At 58.9% G+C, this 24,626-nt stretch carries 22 protein-coding genes; 9 read left to right on the plus strand and 13 right to left on the minus strand.

Annotated features, from left to right (window positions below):
* Positions 1-61: 61 nt before the first annotated feature.
* Positions 62-391 carry a transglycosylase family protein gene (locus tag ACLI1T_RS07240; protein WP_411702296.1) on the plus strand — a complete coding sequence of 110 codons (330 nt, stop codon included), beginning with the start codon at positions 62-64 and terminating at the stop codon, positions 389-391.
* 123 nt (positions 392-514) lie between these two features.
* Here the strand turns inward: ACLI1T_RS07240 and ACLI1T_RS07245 are convergent, their stop codons facing one another.
* Complete coding sequence (locus ACLI1T_RS07245) at positions 515-877, minus strand: hypothetical protein (protein ID WP_284630978.1); 363 nt, start codon at positions 875-877, stop codon at positions 515-517.
* A gap of 59 nt (positions 878-936) precedes the next feature.
* Positions 937-2,706, minus strand: coding sequence for a proline--tRNA ligase (locus ACLI1T_RS07250; protein WP_411703304.1), 1,770 nt, complete (start codon positions 2,704-2,706; stop codon positions 937-939).
* 30 nt (positions 2,707-2,736) lie between these two features.
* On the opposite strand from ACLI1T_RS07250, the gene yaaA reads away from it, so the two are divergent.
* Positions 2,737-3,459, plus strand: coding sequence for a peroxide stress protein YaaA (gene yaaA, locus ACLI1T_RS07255; RefSeq protein WP_411702297.1), 723 nt, complete (start codon positions 2,737-2,739; stop codon positions 3,457-3,459).
* 22 nt (positions 3,460-3,481) lie between these two features.
* On the opposite strand, the gene ACLI1T_RS07260 is transcribed toward yaaA, so the two are convergent.
* Genes ACLI1T_RS07260 through ACLI1T_RS07275 form a run of 4 tightly spaced genes read right to left on the minus strand, consistent with a single transcriptional unit; the run spans position 3,482 to position 7,150 of the window.
* On the minus strand, positions 3,482-4,219 hold the full coding sequence (locus ACLI1T_RS07260; RefSeq protein WP_349852740.1) for an ABC transporter permease: 738 nt from the start codon (positions 4,217-4,219) through the stop codon (positions 3,482-3,484).
* 36 nt (positions 4,220-4,255) lie between these two features.
* Positions 4,256-5,155: an ABC transporter ATP-binding protein gene (locus ACLI1T_RS07265; protein ID WP_411702298.1), complete on the minus strand. Its 900-nt coding sequence runs from the start codon at positions 5,153-5,155 to the stop codon at positions 4,256-4,258.
* 59 nt (positions 5,156-5,214) lie between these two features.
* Positions 5,215-5,976, minus strand: coding sequence for a response regulator (locus ACLI1T_RS07270; protein WP_411702299.1), 762 nt, complete (start codon positions 5,974-5,976; stop codon positions 5,215-5,217).
* A complete protein-coding gene (locus ACLI1T_RS07275; protein WP_284630972.1) occupies positions 5,969-7,150 on the minus strand; it encodes a sensor histidine kinase in 1,182 nt (393 codons plus the stop codon). The genes ACLI1T_RS07270 and ACLI1T_RS07275 overlap by 8 nt, the downstream gene beginning before the upstream one ends.
* 66 nt (positions 7,151-7,216) lie before the next feature.
* On the opposite strand from ACLI1T_RS07275, the gene ACLI1T_RS07280 reads away from it, so the two are divergent.
* Entirely contained in the window at positions 7,217-8,041 is an 825-nt protein-coding gene (locus ACLI1T_RS07280) for a PhzF family phenazine biosynthesis protein (protein WP_411702300.1), read from the plus strand.
* 1 nt (position 8,042) lies between these two features.
* A complete protein-coding gene (locus ACLI1T_RS07285; protein ID WP_411702301.1) occupies positions 8,043-9,398 on the plus strand; it encodes a protein adenylyltransferase SelO in 1,356 nt (451 codons plus the stop codon).
* Between the two features lie 106 nt (positions 9,399-9,504).
* Here ACLI1T_RS07285 and mqo read toward each other — a convergent pair whose 3' ends face one another.
* On the minus strand, positions 9,505-11,001 hold the full coding sequence (mqo, locus tag ACLI1T_RS07290) for a malate dehydrogenase (quinone) (RefSeq protein WP_023022865.1): 1,497 nt from the start codon (positions 10,999-11,001) through the stop codon (positions 9,505-9,507).
* A gap of 285 nt (positions 11,002-11,286) precedes the next feature.
* Between mqo and ACLI1T_RS07295 the strand changes: the two genes are divergently transcribed.
* Positions 11,287-12,333: an alpha/beta hydrolase gene (locus ACLI1T_RS07295; protein WP_411702302.1), complete on the plus strand. Its 1,047-nt coding sequence runs from the start codon at positions 11,287-11,289 to the stop codon at positions 12,331-12,333.
* Positions 12,334-12,368: 35 nt separating this feature from the next.
* Complete coding sequence (gene mtr / locus ACLI1T_RS07300; protein ID WP_411702303.1) at positions 12,369-13,769, plus strand: mycothione reductase; 1,401 nt, start codon at positions 12,369-12,371, stop codon at positions 13,767-13,769.
* 118 nt (positions 13,770-13,887) lie between these two features.
* On the opposite strand, the gene map is transcribed toward mtr, so the two are convergent.
* The 5 genes from map to dxr form a co-directional block, all read right to left on the minus strand.
* Positions 13,888-14,757 (minus strand): type I methionyl aminopeptidase, encoded by an 870-nt coding sequence (gene map, locus ACLI1T_RS07305; protein ID WP_411702304.1) that lies wholly within the window; start codon positions 14,755-14,757, stop codon positions 13,888-13,890.
* A 65-nt stretch (positions 14,758-14,822) separates the two neighbouring features.
* Positions 14,823-16,673 carry a penicillin-binding transpeptidase domain-containing protein gene (locus ACLI1T_RS07310; RefSeq protein WP_349852733.1) on the minus strand — a complete coding sequence of 617 codons (1,851 nt, stop codon included), beginning with the start codon at positions 16,671-16,673 and terminating at the stop codon, positions 14,823-14,825.
* Positions 16,674-16,768: 95 nt separating this feature from the next.
* A complete protein-coding gene (ispG, locus tag ACLI1T_RS07315; protein ID WP_023022875.1) occupies positions 16,769-17,932 on the minus strand; it encodes a flavodoxin-dependent (E)-4-hydroxy-3-methylbut-2-enyl-diphosphate synthase in 1,164 nt (387 codons plus the stop codon).
* A gap of 178 nt (positions 17,933-18,110) precedes the next feature.
* Positions 18,111-19,319 (minus strand): M50 family metallopeptidase, encoded by a 1,209-nt coding sequence (locus tag ACLI1T_RS07320; protein WP_411702305.1) that lies wholly within the window; start codon positions 19,317-19,319, stop codon positions 18,111-18,113.
* Positions 19,320-19,332: 13 nt separating this feature from the next.
* Positions 19,333-20,493, minus strand: a complete 1,161-nt coding sequence (gene dxr / locus ACLI1T_RS07325; RefSeq protein ID WP_411702306.1) for a 1-deoxy-D-xylulose-5-phosphate reductoisomerase — start codon at positions 20,491-20,493, stop codon at positions 19,333-19,335.
* 168 nt (positions 20,494-20,661) lie between these two features.
* Here dxr and ACLI1T_RS07330 point away from each other — a divergent pair, with 168 nt between their 5' ends.
* Positions 20,662-21,120 carry a DUF2631 domain-containing protein gene (locus ACLI1T_RS07330; protein ID WP_023027917.1) on the plus strand — a complete coding sequence of 153 codons (459 nt, stop codon included), beginning with the start codon at positions 20,662-20,664 and terminating at the stop codon, positions 21,118-21,120.
* 178 nt (positions 21,121-21,298) lie between these two features.
* On the opposite strand, the gene rlmN is transcribed toward ACLI1T_RS07330, so the two are convergent.
* Complete coding sequence (gene rlmN / locus ACLI1T_RS07335; protein WP_411702307.1) at positions 21,299-22,411, minus strand: 23S rRNA (adenine(2503)-C(2))-methyltransferase RlmN; 1,113 nt, start codon at positions 22,409-22,411, stop codon at positions 21,299-21,301.
* Between the two features lie 104 nt (positions 22,412-22,515).
* Between rlmN and ACLI1T_RS07340 the strand changes: the two genes are divergently transcribed.
* Positions 22,516-22,917 carry a lipopolysaccharide assembly LapA domain-containing protein gene (locus ACLI1T_RS07340; protein WP_023022884.1) on the plus strand — a complete coding sequence of 134 codons (402 nt, stop codon included), beginning with the start codon at positions 22,516-22,518 and terminating at the stop codon, positions 22,915-22,917.
* Between the two features lie 366 nt (positions 22,918-23,283).
* On the plus strand, positions 23,284-24,492 hold the full coding sequence (locus tag ACLI1T_RS07345) for an IS110 family transposase (protein WP_411702308.1): 1,209 nt from the start codon (positions 23,284-23,286) through the stop codon (positions 24,490-24,492).
* Positions 24,493-24,626 lie beyond the last annotated feature (134 nt).

Here is a 24,626-nt window from a genome sequence, read left to right on the forward strand (position 1 = left end):
ATTACGTGCTTGGTGGAGATTCCACAAGCCCAAAAACACAATGAGAAGGAGTGCTTTCTCAATGCGTACTAAGAAGACTTTGCTCACTATGGCCGCAGCTACGCTGGGCATCGTCGGCATTGCCGCACCAGCCGCCAATGCAGCCCCCGCGAGCGCCTGGGACCAAGTCGCCGCGTGCGAGTCCGGCGGTGACTGGCACATCAACACCGGCAATGGCTACCACGGCGGACTGCAGTTCTCCCAGCAAACCTGGGCCGGTAGCGGCGGCACCCAGTACGCGGCTACCGCTGACCAAGCCACAAAGGAGCAGCAGATTGATATCGCTGAAAATGTTCTTGCAAACCAAGGAGCTGGCGCATGGCCTAATTGCGGCGGCCCCGTGGCTGGCTAAACCTCTTCTGCCCGCAGCGGTCGCGTGATGCTGCGCTAGCGGCGGCATCACGCAAGTTACCGACCCCCGATTTCCTCTGGGTATCTATTTTCTTGGAAAATTGGGTGTCGGTTCTTTTTGGTTTTATTCCCTACCCTGCGCAATTTTCCATGCGTAGCGAATCAACGGAATCTGCAGCGGCAGCCGAATGATGTGATACAGCTTCTTCGGCCATCGCGCATCGCGCTCGATCCAGGCGTGGTACATATTCGCCGGCCACACGGCAAGAAATAGCGCCGCGGCTGACGCGCCACCGGATTCGCGAGTGGCACGATCGGTGAGCAAACAGCCGGTAGCTATTTCCCAGGCGCCGGAAGCAAAGTTGTACAACCGCGGCGAGCCCGGCAGCTGCGGCGGCACGATAGATTCAAAATTTTTAGCGCGCAGGAAATGCAGCGTGCCCATCGTGATAAGGGCCGTGGGGAGCACGTTTTTATTAAGTCTCATGCTTCCCCAGGCTACCTTGCCCTGCTTATGAGCGCTGGACCTTGGCGCGGTGCTTTAAGTTAAGCCCGCACCAGCTCAAGGAGTTTATCCACGATTTTCTCCGCCGGAACTTCCAGAGTTTCCTGCCCGCGGATGCGCAGCTCAATGATGCCGTCTTTAAAGGCGCGTCCCAAGATGGCCACAAACGGCATGCCGAGTAGCTCTGCGTCCTTGAACTTCACGCCCGGGGAGACCTTGGGGCGGTCATCGAAAAGCACCTCAAGGCCCGCCTGCGACAGCTCTTCAACCAACTTATCGCCGGCCTCCATGGCCGCTGCATCCTTATTCGCCACCGCCACGTGTACCTGGTACGGCGCCACTGCCACCGGCCAATTCAGGCCCTTATCATCGTGGCGCTGCTCTGCCAGCACGGCCAGCATGCGGGAGATGCCGATGCCATAAGAGCCCATCGTGGGGATGGCGCGCTTGCCGTTTTCATCGAGAATCTGCACATCGAAGGCTTCGGTGTACTTGCGGCCCAACTGGAAGATGTGGCCCAGCTCGATGCCGCGCTGCAAAGCCAAGGTGCCCTGGTTATCCGGTGCGGGATCGCCCTCTTTCACCTCGGCCGCTTCCACAAACTCATCGACGTGGAAATCGCGGCCGGCCACGCAGCCCACGACGTAGCAGCTTTGTGCATCGGCGCCGGTGATCCAGGAAGATCCCTTGACCACACGGGGATCGGCAAAGACCTTCACGCCATTGGAGTTCAGCGCGCGCGGGCCCACAAAGCCCTGCTCCAAGAAATCGTATTGCGCATAGATCTTATCGCTTGCCAGGGTGAATTCTGCCGGTTCTAAGGCCGCTTCAAGGCGCTTGGGATCTAGTTCGCGGTCGCCCGGAATCAGCACGGCCGCTAGTTCCTTCTTCTCTTCAGCATCCTCTAGCGCCGGGTGGGTTACCTCCACTATGACGCACTTGAGGATATCCGCGGCCCGAACCTCATGGCCGTCGACCGCAATGTTCTCGGTCTTCGCCCAGTGCACCAGCGCTTCAATGGTGGCGGCATCCGGGGTCCGATATTCCTTTGCCGCGGGCTGGCCCGCAATGTCCTTTTCTGGGGGCGCTTGGGTCACGACCGCCTCTACATTGGCCGCATAATCGCCTTCGGTGGAGCGAACAAAAAGGTCTTCGCCCACCTCAGAAAGCGCCAAGAACTCCTCGGAGGCGGATCCGCCCATCGCGCCAGAAGTGGCCTTACAAATGGCGTAATCGATTTCCAAGCGGTCAAAAATATTCTGATATGCCTTGCGGTGACGGGCGTAGGAGGAGTCTAAGCCCTCATCGTTCATATCGAAGGAGTAGGAATCCTTCATCACGAACTCGCGCCCGCGCAGCACCCCGGCGCGAGGGCGTTCCTCATCGCGGTACTTCGTCTGAATCTGATACAGGGTGACCGGGAAATCCTTGTACGAGGAGTACATGTCCTTTACGGCATTGGCAAACATTTCCTCGTGTGTTGGCCCCAGCAGCAGGTCCGCATTCTTGCGGTCCTGCAGCCGGAATAGGTTGGGACCGTATTCCACCCACCGGTTGGTCTTTTCATAGGGCTCGCGCGGTAGCAGCGCTGGGAAAAGCATCTCTTGCCCGCCAATGGCATCCATTTCTTGGCGTACTACGTCTTCAATCTTGCGCAGGGTGCGCAGCCCTAATGGCAGCCAGGTATAAATGCCCGGCGCGACGCGGCGCACGTAACCGGCACGCACCAGCAGCTTGTGGCTGGGGACCTCGGCATCGGCTGGGTCCTCGCGAAGGGTGCGGAGAAATAGTTCAGAAAGGCGGGTAATCATGGTCAAAATATACATCGCTACCCTATCTATATGCTCATTGTCCTCCCTCCTTCAGAAACCAAGGCCCATGGCGGCACAGGAAAGCCGCTTGATTTTGCCAACCTATCTTTTCCAGAGCTAAGCGATACGCGGCGCGAAATCGCCGCTGAGCTGCAGTCTCTTCCTATAGATGAGGCAATGGTCGTGCTTAAGCTCTCGGAGAAGCTGCGCGGTGAGGCCGAATCGAATAGCCAGCTTTATACCACCCCCACCATGCCGGCGGTCGAGCGCTATACTGGCGTGCTTTTTGATGCACTTTCGGCGTCCTCCCTTCCCTCGTGGGGGCGCCTTGCTATTGGCGATGCCCTCTTCGGCCTCCTGCGCGCGGACGACCCTATCCCCCATTACCGCTTATCGGGCGGAACTAAGCTGGGCGGTCGCACCATGAAGTCTTTTTGGGGCAAGCAGATAACGCAGGCACTAGAAAACATCGACGAGCTGGTTGTGGATCTGCGATCGGGCACCTACCAGCAATTGGGCCGGCTGCCTTCGGCGGTGACGGTGCGGGTAGAAAGCGTGCAACCGGATGGCTCGCGCAAGGTGGTCAGCCACTTTAATAAGCACTATAAGGGCCTGTTGGCCAGGCAGCTGGCGCTTTCGCCTGCCGATGCCTTCAGCGCCGCCGATGTCGCCGCTATTGCGCGCGCTGCCGGCATGACGGTGGAGGAGCCACCGCACGGCTCACGGGAGCTTACCCTCGTCGTATCCCCGTAGGGTGTGAGTGCCTGGCAGGAGCTTAGACCACGGCGCGGCGGCGCTGGACGGCCGCTGCCCCACCGAGGACAGCGACCACCATGGCTAGGACGATAACGCCGGATACCCACTGCGGGGCCATGAGCCCGAAGGTGTCTTGGCCTTGGAAGAAGGTGCGCAGGTTGGCATCGGGCAAAATCTGCAGGATGATTTTGGCCCAGCCCATGTCCATCGAGGTCAGTACGCTTTCGATGACGAAGTACTCAATAATGAGCAGCATGGCCGCGAAAGTGCCGCTGCGCAGGATATATGCCAAGCCGGTAGCGAGCAGGGTGTATACGATGTATTCCACAAAGGTAAATAGGAACACGGCGTTATCTGGGTAGTGCACGAAGCTGGAGAAGTCATACGAGCTGCCGAGCGCAGCGTTAAACAACATTCCGAGGATGCCTGCCAAGGCCGCGGCGGCAACGTTAGCCACGGTAATGACGAGGATCTGGCTCGAAAGCACTTGTAAACGCCGGTTGGTAGATAGGTAGCTCCAGGCTACGGTGCCTTTCTGTAAGTCGCCACCGACGAGCGTGGCCGAAGAAAAGATCATGATGACCACGGCGAAGATGGCGCCGATAGCTAGGTCGGAGGATTGGAGGGCGCTGTCGTCATTGCGGATAGCTCCCATCAGCACGTTGGCGGCTGTCAGCCCGACGGTGATGATAGAGAGGTAGACCCACGTTGAGCGCAGGGAAAATATCTTGCGGGATTCGGAAACGATGGTATTCATGGCTCGTCATCTGCCTTTCGATAGTGGATAACGGGGTTATGCGGAGCGGTAGTCCAGGTGGTCTGCGGTAGCGCCGAGGAAGGCGTCTTCTAAGGAGGGATGCTTGACCTCAAGGCTGCTGATGCGGATGCGGTGGTCAAAGCACAATTGGCCGACCTCATCGCGGTCTAGGCCGGTAATGCGCAGAACCTCCCCATCAAAGGAGGTCTCCGCCTGCGAATCGTGCAGCAGCCGGGCCAGCTTTTCTGGCTGGTCCACCACGACCTCCACGGTGGTAGCACCGGAGGCATTGACGAATTCTTCTACTGTGCCTTCGCCGACGAGCTTGCCCTTGCCGATGACCACTAGGCGGTCCGCCGTGAGCTGCATTTCTGAGAGCAGGTGGGAAGACACCAGCACGGAGCATCCCCCGGCGGCGAACTCGCGGATGCGGTCGCGCATCCAGTGCACGCCTTCAGGGTCGAGGCCGTTGACGGGCTCATCGAGTAGCAGATGCTTGGGCTGTCCGACCATGGCGCAGGCGAGGCCCAGGCGCTGCTTCATGCCAAGCGAATAGCCCCCGATGCGCTTTTTCGCCACCTTTCCGAGCCCGACGCGCTCCAGGGTGTCATCGACGTGATCCATCGATACCCCCTGCAGCGCCGCCATATAGCCCAGGTGCGCGCGAGCGCTGCGGCCGGGGTGGAACCAGTTGGCATCGAGCAGGGTTCCCACCGTGGAGGCGGGATCGGGTAGTTCGCGAAATGGGGTGCCATCGAAAGTGGCGGTGCCGGAAGTGGGATTTTCTAGACCGACGCACATGCGCATCGTGGTGGATTTGCCGGAACCATTGGGTCCGAGGAACCCGGTGACCTGGCCATCGGGAACCTCGAAGGAGAGGTTGTCTACTGCTGTAAAGGAACCGTATTTCTTGGAAAGCTGTGTGACTGTGAGCATGGTTTTATCCTGGCGCTTTCCCGGCGCGAAGTAACCATCCTCGAGGCGGATTTAATCGTTCATCCCTGGGGATGAGAAAGCAGCTCCTCTACGGTGACCACCCCATGGGTATAGGCATACAGCACGGCTTGGACGCGGTCGCGGGACCCGGTCTTGGTCAGCACGTGGCGCACGTGGGTCTTGACCGTAGCCATGGAGACAAATTCCTCTTCGGATATTTCGGTATTGGAATACCCCAGCGCCATGAGCCTTAAAATATCCATCTCGCGCGGGGTGAGCTCCGCAGAAGGCGGGGTGGTCGCGGCACCGGCGCCGGGCTGTACCGCCGCGGCGGTTTGCGAAGCCGAGTGCTCCTTCCCGCTATCCCCACCCTCCTCGCTGCGGACTTGTTGGAGCACCTGGGCGGTAATGCGCGGCGAGAGCACGGCCTCGCCTGAGTGCACGGTGCGAATGGCTGAGAGCAGCTCCTCGGGCTCGACGTCTTTGAGCAAGAATCCAGATGCCCCAGCAGAGATTGCACCGTGGACAAAGTTGTGATCATCAAAGGTGGTCAGCATGATGACCTTGGTCTCCGGGAATTCTGGGAGAACTTCCTCCGTGGCCGCAATGCCGTTGACCCGCGCCATTTGCACGTCCATGAGGATGATATCGACGGGCTCTTGCCGCGCAAGGTCCAGTACCTCATCGCCGTCGGAGGCCTGCCAGACCACGCTCATATCCTCCTGCGAGCCGATCAGCATGGCGAACCCGGCGCGCAGGAGCGGTTGGTCATCGACAAGCGCAATGCGAATGGGCTCAGGTTCCTGTTCCGGATTAGACATGCGGTACCTCCACGGTGATTGCAAACGTTCCATCCTCGGCCTTGGTGGACACACTGCCACCATAGGCCTTTACGCGCTCTTTCATCCCGATGAGCCCGTAGCCGGGACTGTGGTCCTCGTCCGGCTGTGCCATGGGGTTGTGCCCCTCGATAACAAGCGCCGACCTATCGCTGCGAAAGCGCAGGGTTCCCCTATTTTGGCTGGAGTATTTGAGCATATTGGTCAGCATCTCCTGCACGATGCGGTAGATGGTGAATTGATAGAGCTCGTCGCTATCAGCGGGTAGCTTTTCCATGCCGTAGACGGTGATATCGAAGCCGGCGCGCCGGGCCTCCGAAAACAGCCCGGCGATGTCTGAGGTGCCTGGGGCCTTGGTCTCCCCGCGCGAATCCTCTTCGCGCAAGACGGAGAGCAGGCTGCGCATCTGTTTTAAAGACTCGCGCGAGGTGGAGGCGATGGTATCGAGCGCCTCCGTGGCTACCTTGGGGTCTTTGGCGGCGGCGAACCGGGCGCCATCGGCAAGCGCAATGACGCCAGCGAGGTTGTGGGCGACGATGTCATGCATCTCGCGGGCGATGCGGTTGCGCTCGACGGCACCGGCCATCTCCGCGCGCTCGATGAGCAGCTGTTGGCCCTCCCGGCGCTTCCGATTATTGGTGCCGAGCAGGTAGAAAAAGCCCAAGACCGGCCAGCCGAGCAGGACCGTGCCGGCATAGGCAAGCAGCGGGCTCATGGTCGCATCGCCCAGGCCGATGTCGCTACCCGCGAAGAACTTTTCCCCAAATAGGCTTGCGGTCGTTCCGGCCAAGGAGCCGAGGGCAATCCAGGCAAGCCAGATATAGCGCAAGCGCTTGCGCGAGTGCGTGCCGATGAGAAATGCCGTGTAGGCAAAAATCGGAGCGTGAAAGTTTGCCAGGGAGGCCAAGGGCGTGAAAATGCACAGCGTCATGGTGCCGGCAACGAAGAAAATGGACTTTTCTTGCAGCTTGGGATGCAGCCACAGCGCCAGCGGGATGCCGACGGTGTACAAGACCGCGACGATGGCCTGGAAGGGCGAATCGGTGTGTAAAAAGTTCGCGGCATTGGGCAAAAGTACGCCAAAGAACACGGGAATGATGATTCGCCACGGCGGGCCAATCCAGTCGCGCACACGATCCGGCCAAAGCTTAGACATAAGGGCAAGGCTAGCGCAGAAACTAACCAGCCGGCGTCATCCCCCGGGCTGACTAGACTGGCGGGCATGCAGCTCCAGTTCTTTGAAGTCGATGTCTTTGCCACCTCGGCGTTTTCCGGTAACCCGCTCGCCGTCGTGGCCCATGCCGATGGGCTCTCGACGCAGCAGATGCAAGCCATCGCGCACTGGACCAATTTTTCTGAAACTACGTTCTTGCTCGAGCCCACCGATCCCGCGGCGGACTATCGCGTGCGCATTTTTACCCCGCACGAAGAATTTGATTTCGCCGGCCACCCCACCTTGGGTAGCGCCGCCGTCTGGCGGGCGCTCGGCAATGAACCGCAGAAGGAGGGCACCATAGTGCAGGAATGCGGGGTGGGAATGATCTCCGTGCGCGAAAGCGCAGTAATTTATTCTTTTGCCACACCTCCCCTGCGTGCGAGCGGGCCGCTGAGCAGTGCCGAACTTGCAGAGGCTTGCGCGGGATTGAATATCGCAGAAGCAGATGTCATCGATTCCGCTTGGGTGGATAATGGGCCCGGTTGGCGGCTTATACAGCTGCGCGATGCGGCGGCCGTGCGCGCGGTTCAGCCCGCCGCAACCCGCCCCAAGGTGGGCGTGGTGGGCACGTGTAATAGCGGCGCGGGTACTGATTCCGCTGCTTATGAAGTGCGCGCGTTTACCGCAGAATTCGAGGATCCGGTCACCGGTTCCTTCAACGGCGGTGCCGCACAATTCATGCGCTCGCGCGGGTTGGTCCCTACCCGCTACACCGCCCGCCAGGGCAGCCAGCTGGGAAGAGACGGTGAGGTCTTTATCCACGATGACGGCGCCGATATTTGGGTTGGCGGCCGCATCCACATCCGCGTGCAAGGACAATTGGAGGTCTAAAATGAACCTACACCACGACTATGCAAAGCACCTGCCGGACTTAGTGGCGGCAACGCAGGGCGAGCAACAACCGGATCCTAAGCTCGTAGTCCTCAATGGGGAGCTGGCCCGACAGCTGGGCCTCGATACGGACTGGCTGCGCTCTGCAGACGGCCTGGATTTCCTCTTGGGCCGCGGCGGCGGGCATGCCATGGCTTATTCCGGTTTCCAATTCGGCTCCTTCAACCCGCAGATGGGCGATGGCCGGGCCATGCTCTTGGGCGAGGTGGAAAAAGACGGCACACTGTGGGATCTCCACGCCAAGGGCACGGGGCTAACCCCCTATTCCCGCCTGGGTGCTGATGGCCGCGGCACCCTCTCGTCCATGCTGCGCGAATACCTGATTTCTGAGGCCATGCATGCTCTCGGCGTGCCCACCACGCGTTCCCTCGCCGTGATTTCTACCGGCCGGCCCATCCAGCGCGGCCATGTGCAGCCGGCGGGCGTCCTGGTCCGCGTGGCGGCCAGCCATATCCGGGTCGGTACTTTTCACTATGCTGCTCAGTCCGGCCACCTCCGGGATCTCGCGGACTACACCATCGCGCGCCACTATCCTGGGGCAGATTACCGGAAATTCTTCCAGGGGGTGATGGACCGCCAGATAGCCACCGTGTCTTCGTGGATGCGCTTGGGTTTTATCCACGGGGTGATGAATACGGATAACACCACCATCTCCGGCGAAACCATTGATTATGGCCCTTGTGCCTTTATGGAGTCCTACTCTCCCGATACGGTATTTTCCAGCATTGACCAGCAGGGACGCTATGCCTTTGGCAATCAACCAGCAATCTTGGGCTGGAACCTCGCCCGGCTCGCGGAATCGCTGGTGCCGCTTTTCGATGCCGATATCAATGCCGGGGTCGACTTCGCGCAGGAGACCATCAATGGGTTCCAGGAGAAATTCGCCACCCAGCGCCGCGCCGATATGGCCGCCGCCCTCGATTCCACCACCGAGGTCGCCTCGGCCTACCTTACTGCGATGCAGCTATCTCGCCCGGATATCACGTTGGCGCACCGTGCGCTTGCCGATGCCGCCCGCGGCCACACCCGCCCCGCCCGTGAGCTCTTCCCAGATTCGGACTTCCTGGATAGCTACCTAGCCACTCACCCCGCCCCGGATGCCGTGGATGCTGCCATGCCCCGGGTCATTCCCCGCAACATGGCCGTCGAAGCCGCGCTGCGCGCCGCCGAGGCTGGCGATATTAAGCCCTTTACTGAGCTCCTCCACGCCGTGACCCACCCGTGGGAGCCGCATCCGCCCTACGAACAGCCCGACCCGAATGGGCTTGCAGGTTTTCTCACCTACTGCGGTACCTAATTTTCTGGTACCCCGAATTCAGGGGGTCGCAGCACAAAGCCCTCCGCGCAATACGTTCTGCGCGGAGGGCTTGCGGCCGAGGACTTAGCCTCAAGCCGAAGGCGTTTTAGCGCTCCAGCTTCAGCGTCTTCTGGGTGTATTCCCACATCTCGTTGTAGAAGTCCTCATCATTGGCTAGCTTCATGCCGTAGGACGGGACCATCTCGCGAATCTTATCGCTCCAGTCAATCATGCGCTCGCCAAAGCAACGCTCCAACAGCTCCAGCATGACGGCTGGGGCAATGGAAGCACCCGGAGAGGCACCGAGCAGACCGGCAATATTGCCTTCCTGGTTATTGACCAATGCGGTACCAAACTCGAGGGAACCGAAACGCGGTGCACCTGCAGGCTTGATGACCTGTACGCGCTGGCCGGCAATCACGGTCTCCCAGTCGCTTTCCTTCGCATTCGGAACGTATTCGCGGAGGGAATCAACGCGGTCAGAGAAGTCCTTGCGCACCTCATCAATGAGGTACTTTGTCAGGCCGAATTCCTGCACGGCAACGCCCAGGTAGGAGGTGATGTTATCCGGGCGGATGGACTTGAAGAGATCCAGGTAGGAACCCTTCTTCAAGAACTTCGGGCTCCAGCCGCCGTACGGGCCAAAGAGCAGGCCCTTCTCGCCGTCGATAACGCGAGTATCCAAGTGCGGCACGGACATCGGAGGAGCACCCACCGCAGCCTTACCGTAAACCTTGGCTTGATGCTGCTCAATGAGCTCCGGGTTCTTGGCACGCAACCACAGACCGGAAATGGGGAATCCGGCGTAGCCTGCGACTTCCTTCACCTTTGCCTTGCGGAGCAAGTCCAGGGCGTAGCCGCCGGCACCGACGAAGACGAACTTCGCCTTCACCACGGTGATATCGCCGGTGTGCTTATTCTTGGAATAAACCTTCCAGTCATTTCCGTCGCGGTCGATATCGAAGACCTCGTGGCCGTAACGGATCTCCGTGCCAGATGCGCGCGCCGCGGTCAGGAACTGCTTGGCCAGGGCGCCGAAGTTCACGTCGGTGCCGACTTCGGTCCAAGAGATAGCGACCTTATTGGAAAAGTCGCGGCCTTCTGCCATGAGCGGCAGCTTCTCCGCAAAGGTGGATTCATCATCAGAGAACTGCATGCCGGGGAACATGTGCTTTTCACTCAGCACCTCGTAGCGGCGCTTCAAGTAGTCCGCCTGGATTTCACCTTGCGCGAAGGACACGTGCGGGACTGGGTTGATGAACTCGCTGGGTTCAGTCAGGATGCCATTGTTGAGCTGGTGGGACCAGAACTGGCGCGACTTCTGGAACTTCTCGTTAGTTGCAATCGCCTTAGAGATATCGATGCGGCCGTTCTTCTCTGGTGTGTAGTTGAGCTCGCACAGAGCGGAGTGACCGGTACCGGCGTTATTCCATGGGGAGGAGGATTCCAGGGCGGGGCCATCAAGGCGCTCAAAGATCATCTGGGTCCAGCTCGGCTCCAACTCGCGGAGCATAGCGCCCAGGGTGGCGCTCATGATGCCGGCACCGACCAGTGCGACATCGACCTCATCTACAACTTGTGCTGTCTTCTTTGCTGAGGACACTGTGTTATAACCTCTTCGAATTGAAAATTTATATACATCGGCGCATTCTGCACCATATATTTTAAGCGCTTTGCGCCCCACACCGCGACTGTTTTGCACAGACAACCTGCCGATGTGTCACGCATTAACGCCTTACCTTACGCTTTTCTCCACTCGATTGGTTTTTCTCCCCCACCCTGGCCACCACAATATAGGACGTCGTGTAATACACTTCACATTGTGTGGAAATAATGGCAGGTCACGCAGCTCCCGTAGCGAGCCCCTAGAGTTGACTAGACTCGTGTCATGGCTACAGCAACTCCGTCATGGGGGCCCGATATGCTCGGCCCCGATTTTCAATCAGCCACCCTCGACCTTGGCCCCGATCCCGATGGCGAGGGGGAAGTTGTCACCACCCTCGTCCGCTATATGCCAGGCTCGGCTGAAGGCTCCGCGGCGGCGGGCTCTGCCGATTCTTCCTCGCCTTCCCGCACTTCCCGCCCGGCCTTGGTATGGCTGCACGGGATGACTGACTACTTCTTCCAAACGCACGTCGCACAGCACTTTGCGGCACAAGGCTACGATTTCTACGCGGTCGATCTCCGCAAATGCGGCCGCTCGCACCGCCCGGGCCAGTCCTGGCACTACGTTTCGGATTTGTCCTTATATAACGCGGATCTTTCCGCGGCCCTCGATGCCATCGCAAACGACAAAGTATTCGTTATGGCCCACTCCACCGGTGGCTTAATTGCGCCGCTGTGGATGGACTTTTTACGCCGCCATGATCCGGAACGTTTCTCCCGCCTGAAGGGTCTGATACTCAATAGCCCTTGGCTGGACATGATGGGTGTTCCCGGCTGGGCGGTGTCCGCGCTGAAGCCAGCGATATATTCCACCGCCAAAATCGCACCCAAGACCGCCTTGCCTGGGGGCAATCTCACCGCCTATGGCGAATCGGTGCACAGTGATTTCTACGGCGAGTGGGACTATGACCTCGGCATGAAACCTCTAGCCGGGCATAAGAAATATATCGGCTGGCTGGCCGCCATCTTCCACGGTTTCGATGCCATACACAGCGGGCGCATTAATGCCGGGGTCCCCGTATTGACGCTGCAATCTACCCGCTCGCTATTAGGCACGCCCTACTGCGATGCGGTCAATCATGCCGATTGCATCATCGATGTTACACAGACCCGACGGTGGGCAAAAGAGCTCAATGCGCATTACACGCTGCGTTCCATCGAAGGTGCGCGCCACGATGTCTTTTTATCCCTCCCCCGCCCCCTAGAGGAGGCCTTCGCAGCGTGCGATGCGTGGCTTCCCACCATCGTGGAAGCGTCCACACCAGCATAAATACCCAAATTGGACACATGGATTAAGGTACAGATATGACCACAATTGATACAGCAAATACTCCGGCCGCTGAGGAACACTACGACCTCATCATCATCGGCACCGGTTCCGGCAACTCCATTGCCAACCGCGACTTTCACGATAAGAAGATTGCCATTATTGAAAAGGGCCGATTCGGTGGCACCTGCCTGAATGTCGGCTGCATCCCCACCAAGATGTACGTCTACGCGGCCGATGTCGCCCTCGCAGCCCGCGAAGGCGAGCGCCTTAGCATCGATGCCCAGGTCAACAACGTGGAGTGGAACTCGATTGTGGAGCGCGTTTTCCACAACCGCATCGACCAGATCGCCCAAAGCGGCGAAGACTACCGCCGGGGCGACAAGACCCCGAATATCACCGTCTACGATGAGCACGCTCGCTTCGTTGGGCCTAAAACCCTCCAGACCGGCGATCACGTCATCAGCGCCGACCAGATCGTTGTTGCTACCGGCTCCCGCCCGGTAATCCCTGAGGTCTACGCCAATTCCGGTGTGAAGTACTACACCAACGAAGACATCATGCGGATGGACCGCCAACCAGAAAGCCTCATCATCGTGGGCGGCGGCTATATCGCTATGGAATTTGCCCACGTCTTCGATGGCCTCGGCACCAAGGTCACCGTGGTCAACCGCAGCGAGACCTTGCTGCGCCACCTCGATTCCGATATCTCCTCGCGCTTCAACGAGCTTGCCCGCGAGCGTTTCGATGTGCGGATTGCTAATGGCACCAAGCTGGAAGAAACCGACAAGGGCGTAAAGCTGGAGCTCGATAATGGCGAGAGCCTCGAGGCAGACGCCATCCTGGTAGCCACCGGCCGCAAGCCAAATGGCGATCTCATGGATGTGGACAAGGCCGGCATCAAGCTGCTGGACAATGGCCGCGTTTCCACCGATGCTCATGGCCTCACGGATGCAGAAGGCGTATGGGCGCTTGGCGATGTCTCTTCGCCCTACATGCTCAAGCACGTCGCCAATGCCGAAGCTCGCACCATCCAGCACAACCTGCTCCACCCAGAGGACCTGCAGGAGCTTCCGCATGACAACGTTCCTGCCGCCATCTTCACCCACCCGCAGATCGCCGCTGTGGGCTTGAAGGAAGAAGAAGCGCGGGAGCAGGGCTTCGATGTCACCGTAAAGATTCAGAACTTCGGCGACGTGGCCTACGGCTGGGCCATGGAAGATACCACGGGTATTTGCAAGCTGATTGCGGACCGCAAGACGGGCCAGCTCCTCGGCGCCCACTTGATGGGCCCGCAGGCTTCCACCCTGATCCAGCAGCTGATCACCGTGATGACCTACGAGATCGACCTGCGGGACTTTGCCCGCAAGCAGTACTGGATCCACCCAGCCCTGCCTGAGGTCGTAGAAAACGCCATCTTGGGTCTCGAGTGGGACTAAGCCCCCAAAAGTCCCATAGCTAAAGCCGCCTCCCTAAGCTACGCGCAGTCATTCACGCGAGTGGTAAAGGAGGCGGCTTTCGCCGTGTCTAGAGCCTTTTTAAGAAAGACCCTGGCGATTAATCCTCATCTGGGATGGTCAGGATTTCATTGCCATCATCGGTGATGACCAAGGTGTGCTCGAACTGGGCGGTGAACTTACCGTCCCGGTTCTGCACGGTCCAGTCATCATCCCAAATATCGTAATCCAGCGAACCCAGGTTGATCATCGGCTCTACCGTCAAGGTCATGCCCGGTTCCAAGATGTCGCGGTACGTGGTGGAATCGTGGTGTAAAACCACTAGCCCATTGTGGAAGGTGGGTCCTACACCGTGACCGGTGAAATCGCGTACAACGTTGTAGCCAAAGCGCTTGGCATATGACTCGATAACGCGGCCGATAACGTTAATCTCGCGGCCAGGCTTTGCGGCCTTAATGCCGCGCATCGTTGCCTCTTTGGTGCGCTCTACTAATAGGCGGTGCTCCTCTGATACGTCACCGGCCAAGAAGGTGGCGTTATTATCGCCGTGCACGCCGTTTTTATAAGCGGTGACATCGATATTGACGATGTCACCTTCTTCAATCACGGTGGTATCCGGAATGCCGTGGCAGACGATTTCATTAAGCGATACACAGGTGCCCTTGGTAAATCCCCGGTATCCCAGGGTGGACGGGTACGCACCGTGGTCACACATATACTCGTGCGCCACGCGGTCGACCTCATCCGTCGTTACGCCAGGCTTTACGGCCTTGCCGGCTTCCTTCAGCGCGTTGGCCGCAATCTTGCAGGCCACCCGCATCTTCTCAATCACTTCAGGGGACTGTACAAAAGGCTCACCAATGGCCTCTTGTACCTCATCTTTCCACACATATTCCGGGCGCTCGATGTCGTCTGGCACGGGCCGGATGGGGGTTGGCTTACCTGGCTTCAATTTTCCACGAGTACTCATAATTGCCCATGGTAGTCCTCATACCGCGTAGCGCAGTATCCGGGTATCGCGTCCGAGGCTGCGGATTATTCGACCATCGGCGCTGGGCCATCATTGGGACGCGAGCGGTAATCATCCAGCTTCCGCAAGAAGTTATCCGTAATGGCTACCGAGGATTCAGAGCCACCGCCCAGCACGACGAGCGTGGCGAAGGCGATATCGTCTTCTTCCCGGTAGCCCGTAAACCACGCGTGCGAGCCTTCATTGATCTCGGCCTCACCAGTCTTGCCGTAAATGGTTCCGCCTGCTTGTATTCCGCGAGCGGTACCGCTGGTGACCACCTGGCGCATCATGCCGCGCACGTTATTCAACACGTCCTCAGAAATCTGCGCCGGCTTATCCGAGGCCTTGGTCTCGCGGCCCTCAATAAGCTTCGGCGTTGGGGTCTTTCCCGCCGCCACAGAGGCAGAAACCATAGCCATGCCGAACGGGCTGGCAAGGTCGTGGCCCTGACCATAACCGGCTTCGGTGCGCTCCAGTACTTCCTTGCCCTCCGGAATCGAGCCGGTCGTAGTGGTGAGCCCGGGGATTTCATAATCCACCCCGAAGCCAAACTTCTTGCCGGTTTCCTTCAACTCACCGGGTGCCAGCTTGGTAGAAATATCCGCGAAGGTGGTATTGCACGATTGGGCGAAGGCCCGGCTTAACGGCACATTGCCGAGCGAGAACGCGTTGTAGTTGGTCACCACGCGGCCATAGATATCCATCGTGCCAGGGCACGGAACGATGGTATCCGTGTTCAGGTCTTGCTTTTCCACGCCCGCAGCGGCGGTAAGGATCTTGAAAACCGAGCCGGGCGGGTATTGGCCTTGCAAGGCGACGTCGCCGTCTTCGTCTGCCTTTTCGGTCTGCGCTACAGCCAGGATATCGCCATTGGAAGGCCGGATGGCCACCAGCATGGCCTGGGCGTCCGAGCGCTGATCCACTGCCTCTTGGGCCGCGCGTTGGACGTCATAATCCAAGCCAACCTTGATGGAAGGGGCGGCCTCGGGCGCATGCTTTTCGACATCGGAAAGCGCCGCACCGTTCTCATTGACGACGGCAATGGACCAGCCGGTCTCGCCGTCGAGCTCGTCATTGACGGCCGAGCGCACGCGCGATAAGAGATCGGGTGCGAGGCCGCGGTCCCGGGTCACCAGCGCGGGTTCTTCATTAATGCGGACGCCGTCCATCCCCTCCATCTTGGCGCGGATGACGGACTCCTGCTCTTCTGTATAAAGGCCCACCGAATAGGCAGAATCTGCCTTTTCCAGCTTTTCGGCGAGCTCTTTGGCGTCCACCTCCGCGATCGAGTCGTCCTCGCGGTGCGCCGCAGCAAGGGCGCTGCTGACCTTGGAGGCAGTGGGGCGGACATCGGAAAGCGAGCTCGTATCCACGATGACGCGGTAATTCAACCCGGGGCTCATCAGCTCCACCCCGTTGGAGGAGACGACGCTGGCGCGCGTGGCTTCCAAGGCGCGCAGCTCCAAGTGCTGGTGCGCGCCCAAGTCCGGGTGAATAATGCTGGGCTTCCACCGCACCGTCCACTCATCTTCGGCCTTGGTCAAGGTCATCTGCGTGGTATAGCTCAGGCTGCGGTCCTTAGGCAGATCCCACGTGACCTTATAATCCGCCGTGGCCACGGTTTCGTCCTGCTTTACCCCCTCGAGTTCAATATCGAGGCCCTCTGCCTGCAAGCCCGAATAAGTATCATCGAGGGCCTGCGTGGCGTCATCGGGGGAATCCGTAAGCTCCTCCAAGCCCTCGTTATTTCGGCTCTCCATGCCTTCAATGAACTCTTCTGCCACCGGCTGTGCAGATACGGGCTTAGGGGTACAAGCAACCACACCAGTTGCAGCAAGCGAGACTGTAGCAACCAGTGCGAATAACTTCTTCATGCTTTGGCACATTAGCAGCGCATGCAGCAAAAAAGACTGCCCCACACCGAGGTGCGGGGCAGTCCATTAAAAATTAGCGCGTTGAAGAATGCGGCTTACTGCGTCACGCGGACATCGGCCTTAGCGCCGTCCACGGCTTCGAGACCTTGCTCATCTGCAATGCGCATTGCCTCTTCAATGAGGGTTTCCACGATCTTGTCTTCCGGCACGGTGCGCACCACTTCGCCCTTGACGAAGATCTGGCCCTTGCCGTTGCCGGACGCCACGCCCAAGTCTGCGTCACGGGCCTCGCCTGGGCCGTTGACGACGCAACCCATGACGGCAACGCGAATGGGAAATTCCATGCCCTCGAGGCCGGCGGTAACTTCTTCCGCCAGCTTGTACACGTCCACCTGCGCGCGGCCGCACGACGGGCAGGACACGATTTCCAGCTTGCGCGGCCGCAAGTTGAAGGACTGGAGAATCTGGTCTCCCACCTTGACCTCTTCTTCCGGCGGGGCGGACAGCGAGACGCGAATCGTATCGCCGATGCCTTCTGCCAAAAGGGCGCCGAAAGCGACGGAGGACTTAATGGTGCCCATGAACTTCGGGCCCGCTTCCGTCACACCCAAGTGCAGTGGGTAATCGGTCTGCGCAGCCAGCTGGCGGTAGGCCTCCACCATCAGGACTGGGTCAGAGTGCTTAACGGAGATGGCGATATCGCCAAAGCCGTGCTCCTCAAACAGGCCCGCCTCCCAGATAGCGGACTCCACGAGCGCCTCTGGGGTGGCTTTGCCGTACTTTTCCAACAGGCGCTTATCCAGCGAACCGCCATTGACGCCGATGCGGATGGGAATTCCCGCATCGCCAGCGGCCTTCGCCACTTCCTTAACGCGGCCATCAAATTCACGAATGTTGCCGGGGTTGACGCGGATTGCCGCGCAGCCAGCATCGATAGCCTGGAAGATGTACTTGGGCTGGAAGTGGATATCCGCGATGACCGGGATCGGGGATTTCTTGGCGATGGCCGGCAGCGCCTCCGCATCCACCGGCTTTGGGCAGGCCACGCGCACGATATCGCAGCCAGAGGCAGTAAGCTGTGCGATTTGCTGCAGGGTGCCGTTGATGTCATGGGTCTTGGTATTAGTCATCGACTGCACCGAAATTGGGTAGTCAGAACCAACGCCCACTGGGCCTACGTGCAATTGCCGCGTTTTCCGGCGCGGGTGCAATACTGGCGGAGGCCCGTCAGGAATTCCTAGACCAATAGGACTAGACATGAATGCTCCTTATTTCTAGCTCGTGGCTCGTTGCTAAATGTTATTGCACAATAAGTGTTGAACGTCCCCACTCTAGCACTAGATGGTTAAGCGCTAAAGTGCGCGCTCGCGCTGCACACGTGCGCTAAGCGTTGGGCGCTCTACTCACGCCGCGCGGCGGGCACAGGGGCTAACGAACCTAGCCAAATAGCCTGATCGGATTGACCACATCCGCGATGATTATCACTACGCCCAGCGCCATAAGTAAGGCCGCCATGACATAGGTGATGGGCATAAGCTTGGTGTAATCGGCCGGACCCAGCGGCTGCTTGCCCATCAGTTTCCGAATGCCATCGCGGATCTTCTCATACAAGATGACCGCGATATGGCCGCCGTCAAAGGGCGGCAGCGGAATGAGATTAAACAGAGCAAGGAAGAAGTTCAGCGTCGCCAGCATCATGAAGAACGATGCCCACAGGGAACGCTCCACGAGTTCGCCACCAACCCGCGATGCACCGACGACAGACATCGGCCCGTTGACATCCCGCTCGTGGCCAAAGATGGAGGCCACCACGCCCGGTACCTTAGCGGGGAATTGTTTGATTCCCTCCACCGTGGCCTCGAGCGAATAGGTGGTGAAATGCCACGTTGCGGGAACCGCCTGCGTTGCTGAATACTTCTCGACGATGTCGAGGACCTCATTGCTCAGCCCGATCGAACCGGCGTCGACCAAGTCGCCCTGCTGATTCAGGCGCTTGACCGTTTCCAATTCGATGGAGAAGTCTTTTTCCTCACCGTCTCGCTCTACGGTAAGCGTCACGGTCTCGCCGGGGCGCTGCATGACCTCATCGCGCAATTGCGTAAAGGAATCAAGGTGCTCGCCATCGAGCGCGAGAATGATATCGCCTTCCTGGACACCGGCCTTACCAGCGGGCCCGTTCCCGGTGCACGATTCCAGCTCCTGGTTTTCTTTTTGGTCAGCGGTGCAGGTTACATCCCCTACCCGCGGGCGTACATCGGCATCTGGGTTGGGTAGCCCCGCAGTCATCGCCACGAAATACAAGATGACAAAGCCGAGGATGAGGTTAACCCCAATACCGCCTGCAAGAACGATGATGCGTTGCCACCATGGCTTTTTATACATTGCATAGGGCTTTTCTTCCTCCGTAAGGAATTCATCCTGCGCGGTCATCCCGGCGATATCGCAAAATCCACCCACCGGGAACGCGGCAAGGCCGTATTCGGTATGCCCCTTGCGGAAGGAGAAAACGCGCGGGCCAAAGCCAATGAAATACCGCCGCACCCGCATGCCAAAGGCGCGGGCAGTAAACATATGCCCTGCCTCATGGAGTGCCACGGTCAGCCCGATGCCAAGGGCGAAAAACACTATGCCCAGCAAATTTGCCATTAAAGAAAGCTTTCTAGTCAGCTAAACGGTCAATGCGCGCATTCGCGCGCCTGCGAGCCTCACCCTCTACGGCGAGGATTTCATCGAGGGTAGAGACTACACCAGCAAACTGGGAAGACTCCCCGAGGATCTCGCCTACAACATCAACAATCTCTGGGAAGTGGATACGCCCGGCCAAAAAGGCCGCCGCGGCCTCTTCATTGGCAGCGTTATAAATCACTCCAGTTCCCTGCGCCGCAGCCTCGCGGGCGAGGGATACGGCGGGAAAAGAGACATCATCAAGCGGCTCAAAATGCCACGTATGCGCTTGTGAAAAATCGAGCGCCGGCTGCGCCCCCGGCACACGCTGGGGCCAATTCAGCGCCAGGGAGATGGGCAGCTTCATCGATGGCGGAGAGGCCTGGGCGATAGTGCAGCCATCTTTAAAAGTGGCCATCGAGTGAATGACCGACTGCGGGTGAACCGTGACATCGATGCGCTCTGGCTCGATATCAAAAAGCAGCGTGGCCTCAATGAGCTCGAGCCCCTTATTGATCAAGGTGGCTGAATTCAGCGTATTCATCTGCCCCATGGACCATGTAGGGTGCTGCGCGGCTTGCTGCGGGGTAACGTCCCACATCTGCTCACGCGTCTGACCGCGGAAGGGGCCGCCCGAGGCCGTGAGAACGAGCTTGGCTAGCTCGCCCTCTTCGCCCGCGCGCAGGCATTGCGCCATCGCAGAGTGCTCCGAATCCACGGGGATGATCTGGCCTGGCCGCGCGGATTTCGTGACCAGCGTGCCGCCGGCAACCAAGGACTCCTTATTCGCTAGCGCGAGGCACTCGCCGATTTCCAGCGTAGCCAGCGTGGCCTTGAGCCCGAGGGAGCCCACTAGGGCATTGAGCACGGTATCGGCGGGAACCGAGCGCACCAGCTCTTCGGCTGCACCGGCGCCGGAAAGTACTGTGCCGCCTAAATCAGCAGAAACCTCCGCAGCCGCCGCAGTCTGTGCCACGGCAATGTGGTCAAACGAAAGGTTGAAGGCGCGGGCCTGCTCAATGATCTGCTGCGGGTTAGAACCGCCCGCAGCAATGCCCACGACCTCAAACTTATCGGGGTTATCTGCAATCACTTCTAATGCTTGCGTGCCAATAGAGCCGGTGGAGCCGAGAATAAGTATTCGCTGAGTAGTCACCCCTCTACCCTAGCGGTCATTTACGCCGCCCGGCTATGGGGTGGATCCGGGCAAGAAGGCGGGGGTGTTTAATCGCCTTTGCAGCCACGATGTTTTAAAATAGTAGGCAGTCAAATGGCATTGGTGTGCCCTCGATAAAAGGACACACGCGATAGCGAAGGAGAGCAAGTGTCTTCCCACAAGCCGGTACCGCAGGTTTATGACGGTGTTTCTACCGAAGATGTTCCATCCGCAGGCTTCGGTTGGTCCCGCATCAGCCGCTCTGGTGTGCAAATCGCGGGTTGGATCTCCGTGATTTTCATGATTGGTTTCAACTTTGGTAACCACAAGGGCCACGTGGAGACCGTCTGGCTCGTCGCCCTGACCGTCCTTTTGGTTGTGGGCCTGCTCATCTTCACCTTCGAGCCGAAGCTCAACCAGGTGCGCACCATCACCTCTAATAATAAGCCGGCCGACCACCAAGAACGGGACTGGACTTATGACCAGAAGACCGTATCCGGTGCCTACACCGAGTTGACCGACTCCCAGCTGCGCGCGTTGAATATCGAGCCTTCCCGCGTAGCCCACCTGCGTGTTGACTCCGCGTCCGACGCTGCCGAGGTAAGCTCCGGCAAGCACGCGCTGTAATCCTAGCTACGGAAAATCGCCGGGCCGCCTTAATGCGAGGGGCTCGGCGGTTTTGTGGTTTTACCGGGTACGTAGCCGTACTGCGTTTGACTGCACCGCACGTGTAAACGCAGAATACAACGAGAAAACCACCTAAGCACTTATCCAAAAATGCCTAGGTGGCTGTGACAGCGGGCTCTTAGGCCGACATGCCTTCTCGTTCATCGGCGGCAAGTTGGCCACAGGCTGCCGCGATTTCATCGCCCTTAGTATCGCGCACAGTGCACGGCACTCCCTGTGCCTGGACGCGGCGCACGAATTCATCAAGCCGCGTCTTAGGAGCTGCGTCCCACTCCGAGCCAGGGGTCGGGTTAAGAGGGATCACGTTAACGTGCACCTTGGAGCCAAGCTTCTGGTGCAACTTGCGGCCTAGCATATCGGCGCGGAAATCCTGGTCATTCTTATCCCGAATAAGGGCGTACTCGATTGACACGCGGCGGGCGGATTTATCGGCGTAGTACCGTGCGGCATCGAGGACCTCATCAACGGACCAGCGGTTATTTACCGGAACCAAGCTATCGCGCAGCTCATCATCCGGCGTGTGCAGCGACACCGCAAGCGTGCAGGCAAGGTCTTCGTCCGCGAGCTTGCGGATGGCAGGTGCCAAACCCACGGTGGATACGGTCACATTGCGCTGCGAGAGCCCAAAGCCCGTTCCATCCTGGCCGGTAATCTGGCGCACCGCCTGGACCACGCGCTTGTAGTTTGCCAGCGGCTCTCCCATGCCCATGAAGACCACATTGGACAAGCGTCCGCCTTCGGCCGCCATTGCTGCGGCTGCGTGGCGGAACTGTTCGACGATTTCGCCTGTAGAAAGGTTGCGGTCTAGTCCGCCCTGGCCGGTAGCACAGAACGGGCAGGCCATTCCGCAGCCAGCCTGGGAAGAAATGCACAAGGTAGCACGGCCGGGGTACCGCATCAGGACGGACTCCAATAGGGTGCCGTCGTGCAAGCGCCACAGGGACTTAGTGGTCTCCCCATCATCAGTAGAAATCGTACGAATAGGCTTCATGAGCTCAGGGAAGAATGCCTCCTTCACCTCCTCGCGCTTGCCGGCGGGGATATCCGTCATCTCTTCGACGTCGTCAGTAAGATGCTCGTAGTAGTGCTTGGCAATTTGCTTAGCACGGAATTTAGGTAGGCCGATGTCTGCGAGCTTATCGATGCGCTCGCTTTCAGAGAGATCCGCAAAGTGCTTGGGTGGCAGACCGCGCCGCGGCGCGGAGAAGTTAAGTTTTACTGGTTGAGCCATAATGATGCCCATCTTTCCACGGTTTACCGGTACTTTTCCAATTGGGAACGCCTCAATTTATAGCCAAGTGGAATTTTGGAAGGGTTTACAGAAATAATGGATATATGACCAATCCGAAATACCCCGAAGATGACTTTTCCACCTCCGATGATGAGGCCACCGCGGCAGAAGATCAAGCTGCTCTGGCCGAATCTGGAAGCAAGGAAGTCTCCACCGGCGCCGGCACCACCGAACCCGCTGCCGCACCACAAAAAGCCCAAGGCTCGTTCGCCGCTAGCACCTGGGCAGCTCTCATCGTAGGCTTCCTCTTGCTGATCGTGTTGATCATCTTCATTCTGCAAAACCAGCAAGAAGTTCCTATGAACTTCCTCGGCTGGTCGGGTCAGTTCCCAGCAGGCATTGCCTACCTGATGTTTACCATTGGCGGCGCTCTCATCATGGCGCTTGTGGGTGTGTGGCGCATGCTCGAATTGCGCCGCCAATTGCGCAAGCAGGCCCAAGGCTAAATAGCCCTACCGCCGCTCTCCTCCCTGCCCATTACGTTGTTAGCAGTTCCACCCCAGGGCACCGAAGATTCATAGCCTGTCCACCCGAGTGGGCGGGCTATGTTTATGTCCGTTCCCGCCGTCCGAAAGGACAGTGGAACTAGTCGCTGGCTTCGGTATGGCTTATTCCTGTCCCTGTCTGAAATGATCCGGGGGGTGATGCCGCCGAAGACAGTGACATACTCAAACTGCTTATAGGAACCTGACCCGGCCCAGGAGGCACGAGGTCTCACAGTAATGTGGATGCCAGCGCAAGTATGTCCGACCACCCCAGCGATGAAGCGTAAATAATCCAACTTTCTACTCATCGCTAGGAGGCACCAACTCATGGCCTATGACTTCGTCATTGGAATGGACGTCGGCAAATACTTCCACCACGCCTGCGTCCTCGATCCCCAGGGCAGACAAGTCCTATCCAAACGCATCAACCAGCACGAAGACTCGCTACGCAAGCTCTTCGGCAAATTCCTGGCCAGCGACGCCGAGGTCCTTGTCGTCGTTGATCAGCCCAACAACATCGGCAGGCTAACCGTCGCAGTCGCCCAAGCAATGGGAGCCGACGTTCGCTACCTCCCCGGGCTTGCCATGCGACAGCTTTCACGTATCCACGTCGGCAACTCCAAGACCGATGTACGCGACGCCTACGTCATCGCCCATGCCGGCCTTAACCTGCCGGATGCTCTGCGTAGTGTTGACCGCGTTGAGGAAGTCTTCCTTCAGCTGAAAGTTCTCAACGGTATCGACGAAGACCTCGCCCGCGCCTACACACGCCTGATCAACCAGATGCGATCCGCGCTCGTGGGAACCTACCCCGCATTCGAACATGTCCTGCGTGGACAGATGATTCACCGCAAGTGGATCCTCCACCTTCTGGCGAAATACGGTGGCCCCACCAAGATTCGACGCGTCGGCAAAGCACGGCTGGCAGCTTTCGCACGTGGTCACAGGGCACGTAATCCTGAGCCAGTTATCGATGCCATGCTTGCTGCCATCCACGGCCAGACGGTATCCATCGCCGGTGCAGAATACGCGGAACTTGGCGTAGCAATGTCCGCCAAAGATGCACTAGCCAAGCTGGAGCACCGTAAAGAGATTGAAGCCCAGGTACTCGAGCTAATCCAGGACATTCCTCAGACCGAGATTCTCTTGTCAATGCCCGGCATCGGCCCACGTAGCGCCGCGCAAATCCTTATGACAGTCGGCGATATGTCCGACTTTCCCGATGCAGCGCACCTAGCTTCCTACGCAGGCCTGTCGCCACGGACAAACCAGTCGGGAACGTCCATCATGTCGAATTCACCCAACCGGGCCGGCAACAAAAAATTGAAGAACGCCCTATGGCAATCGTCCTTTGCATCGATCAGATTCCACGAGCGTTCCCGGCAATTCTACGAACGAAAACGCAACGAAGGCAAAAGACACAACGCCGCAGTCGTCGCGCTCGCACGCCGACGCCTCAACGTCCTCTTCGCCATGATGCGCAGCGGAGAACTCTACCGAGACATCCCCACAGCCCAGGAGGCCGCAGCAGCCTAGCCACTCCAAACCCCGAAGCCGATTGCGCAAGAAGCCCAATCGGCTCTTCAGCATGCCCGAAAACAACATCCGCAGCGTGAAGCAGAAACCCTTCACACCCCCAGCAACCTCACCCACGGAGTTGACAACCTATA

It is taken from the genome of Corynebacterium tuingiense (assembly GCF_046718165.1).
Classification (GTDB): domain Bacteria; phylum Actinomycetota; class Actinomycetes; order Mycobacteriales; family Mycobacteriaceae; genus Corynebacterium.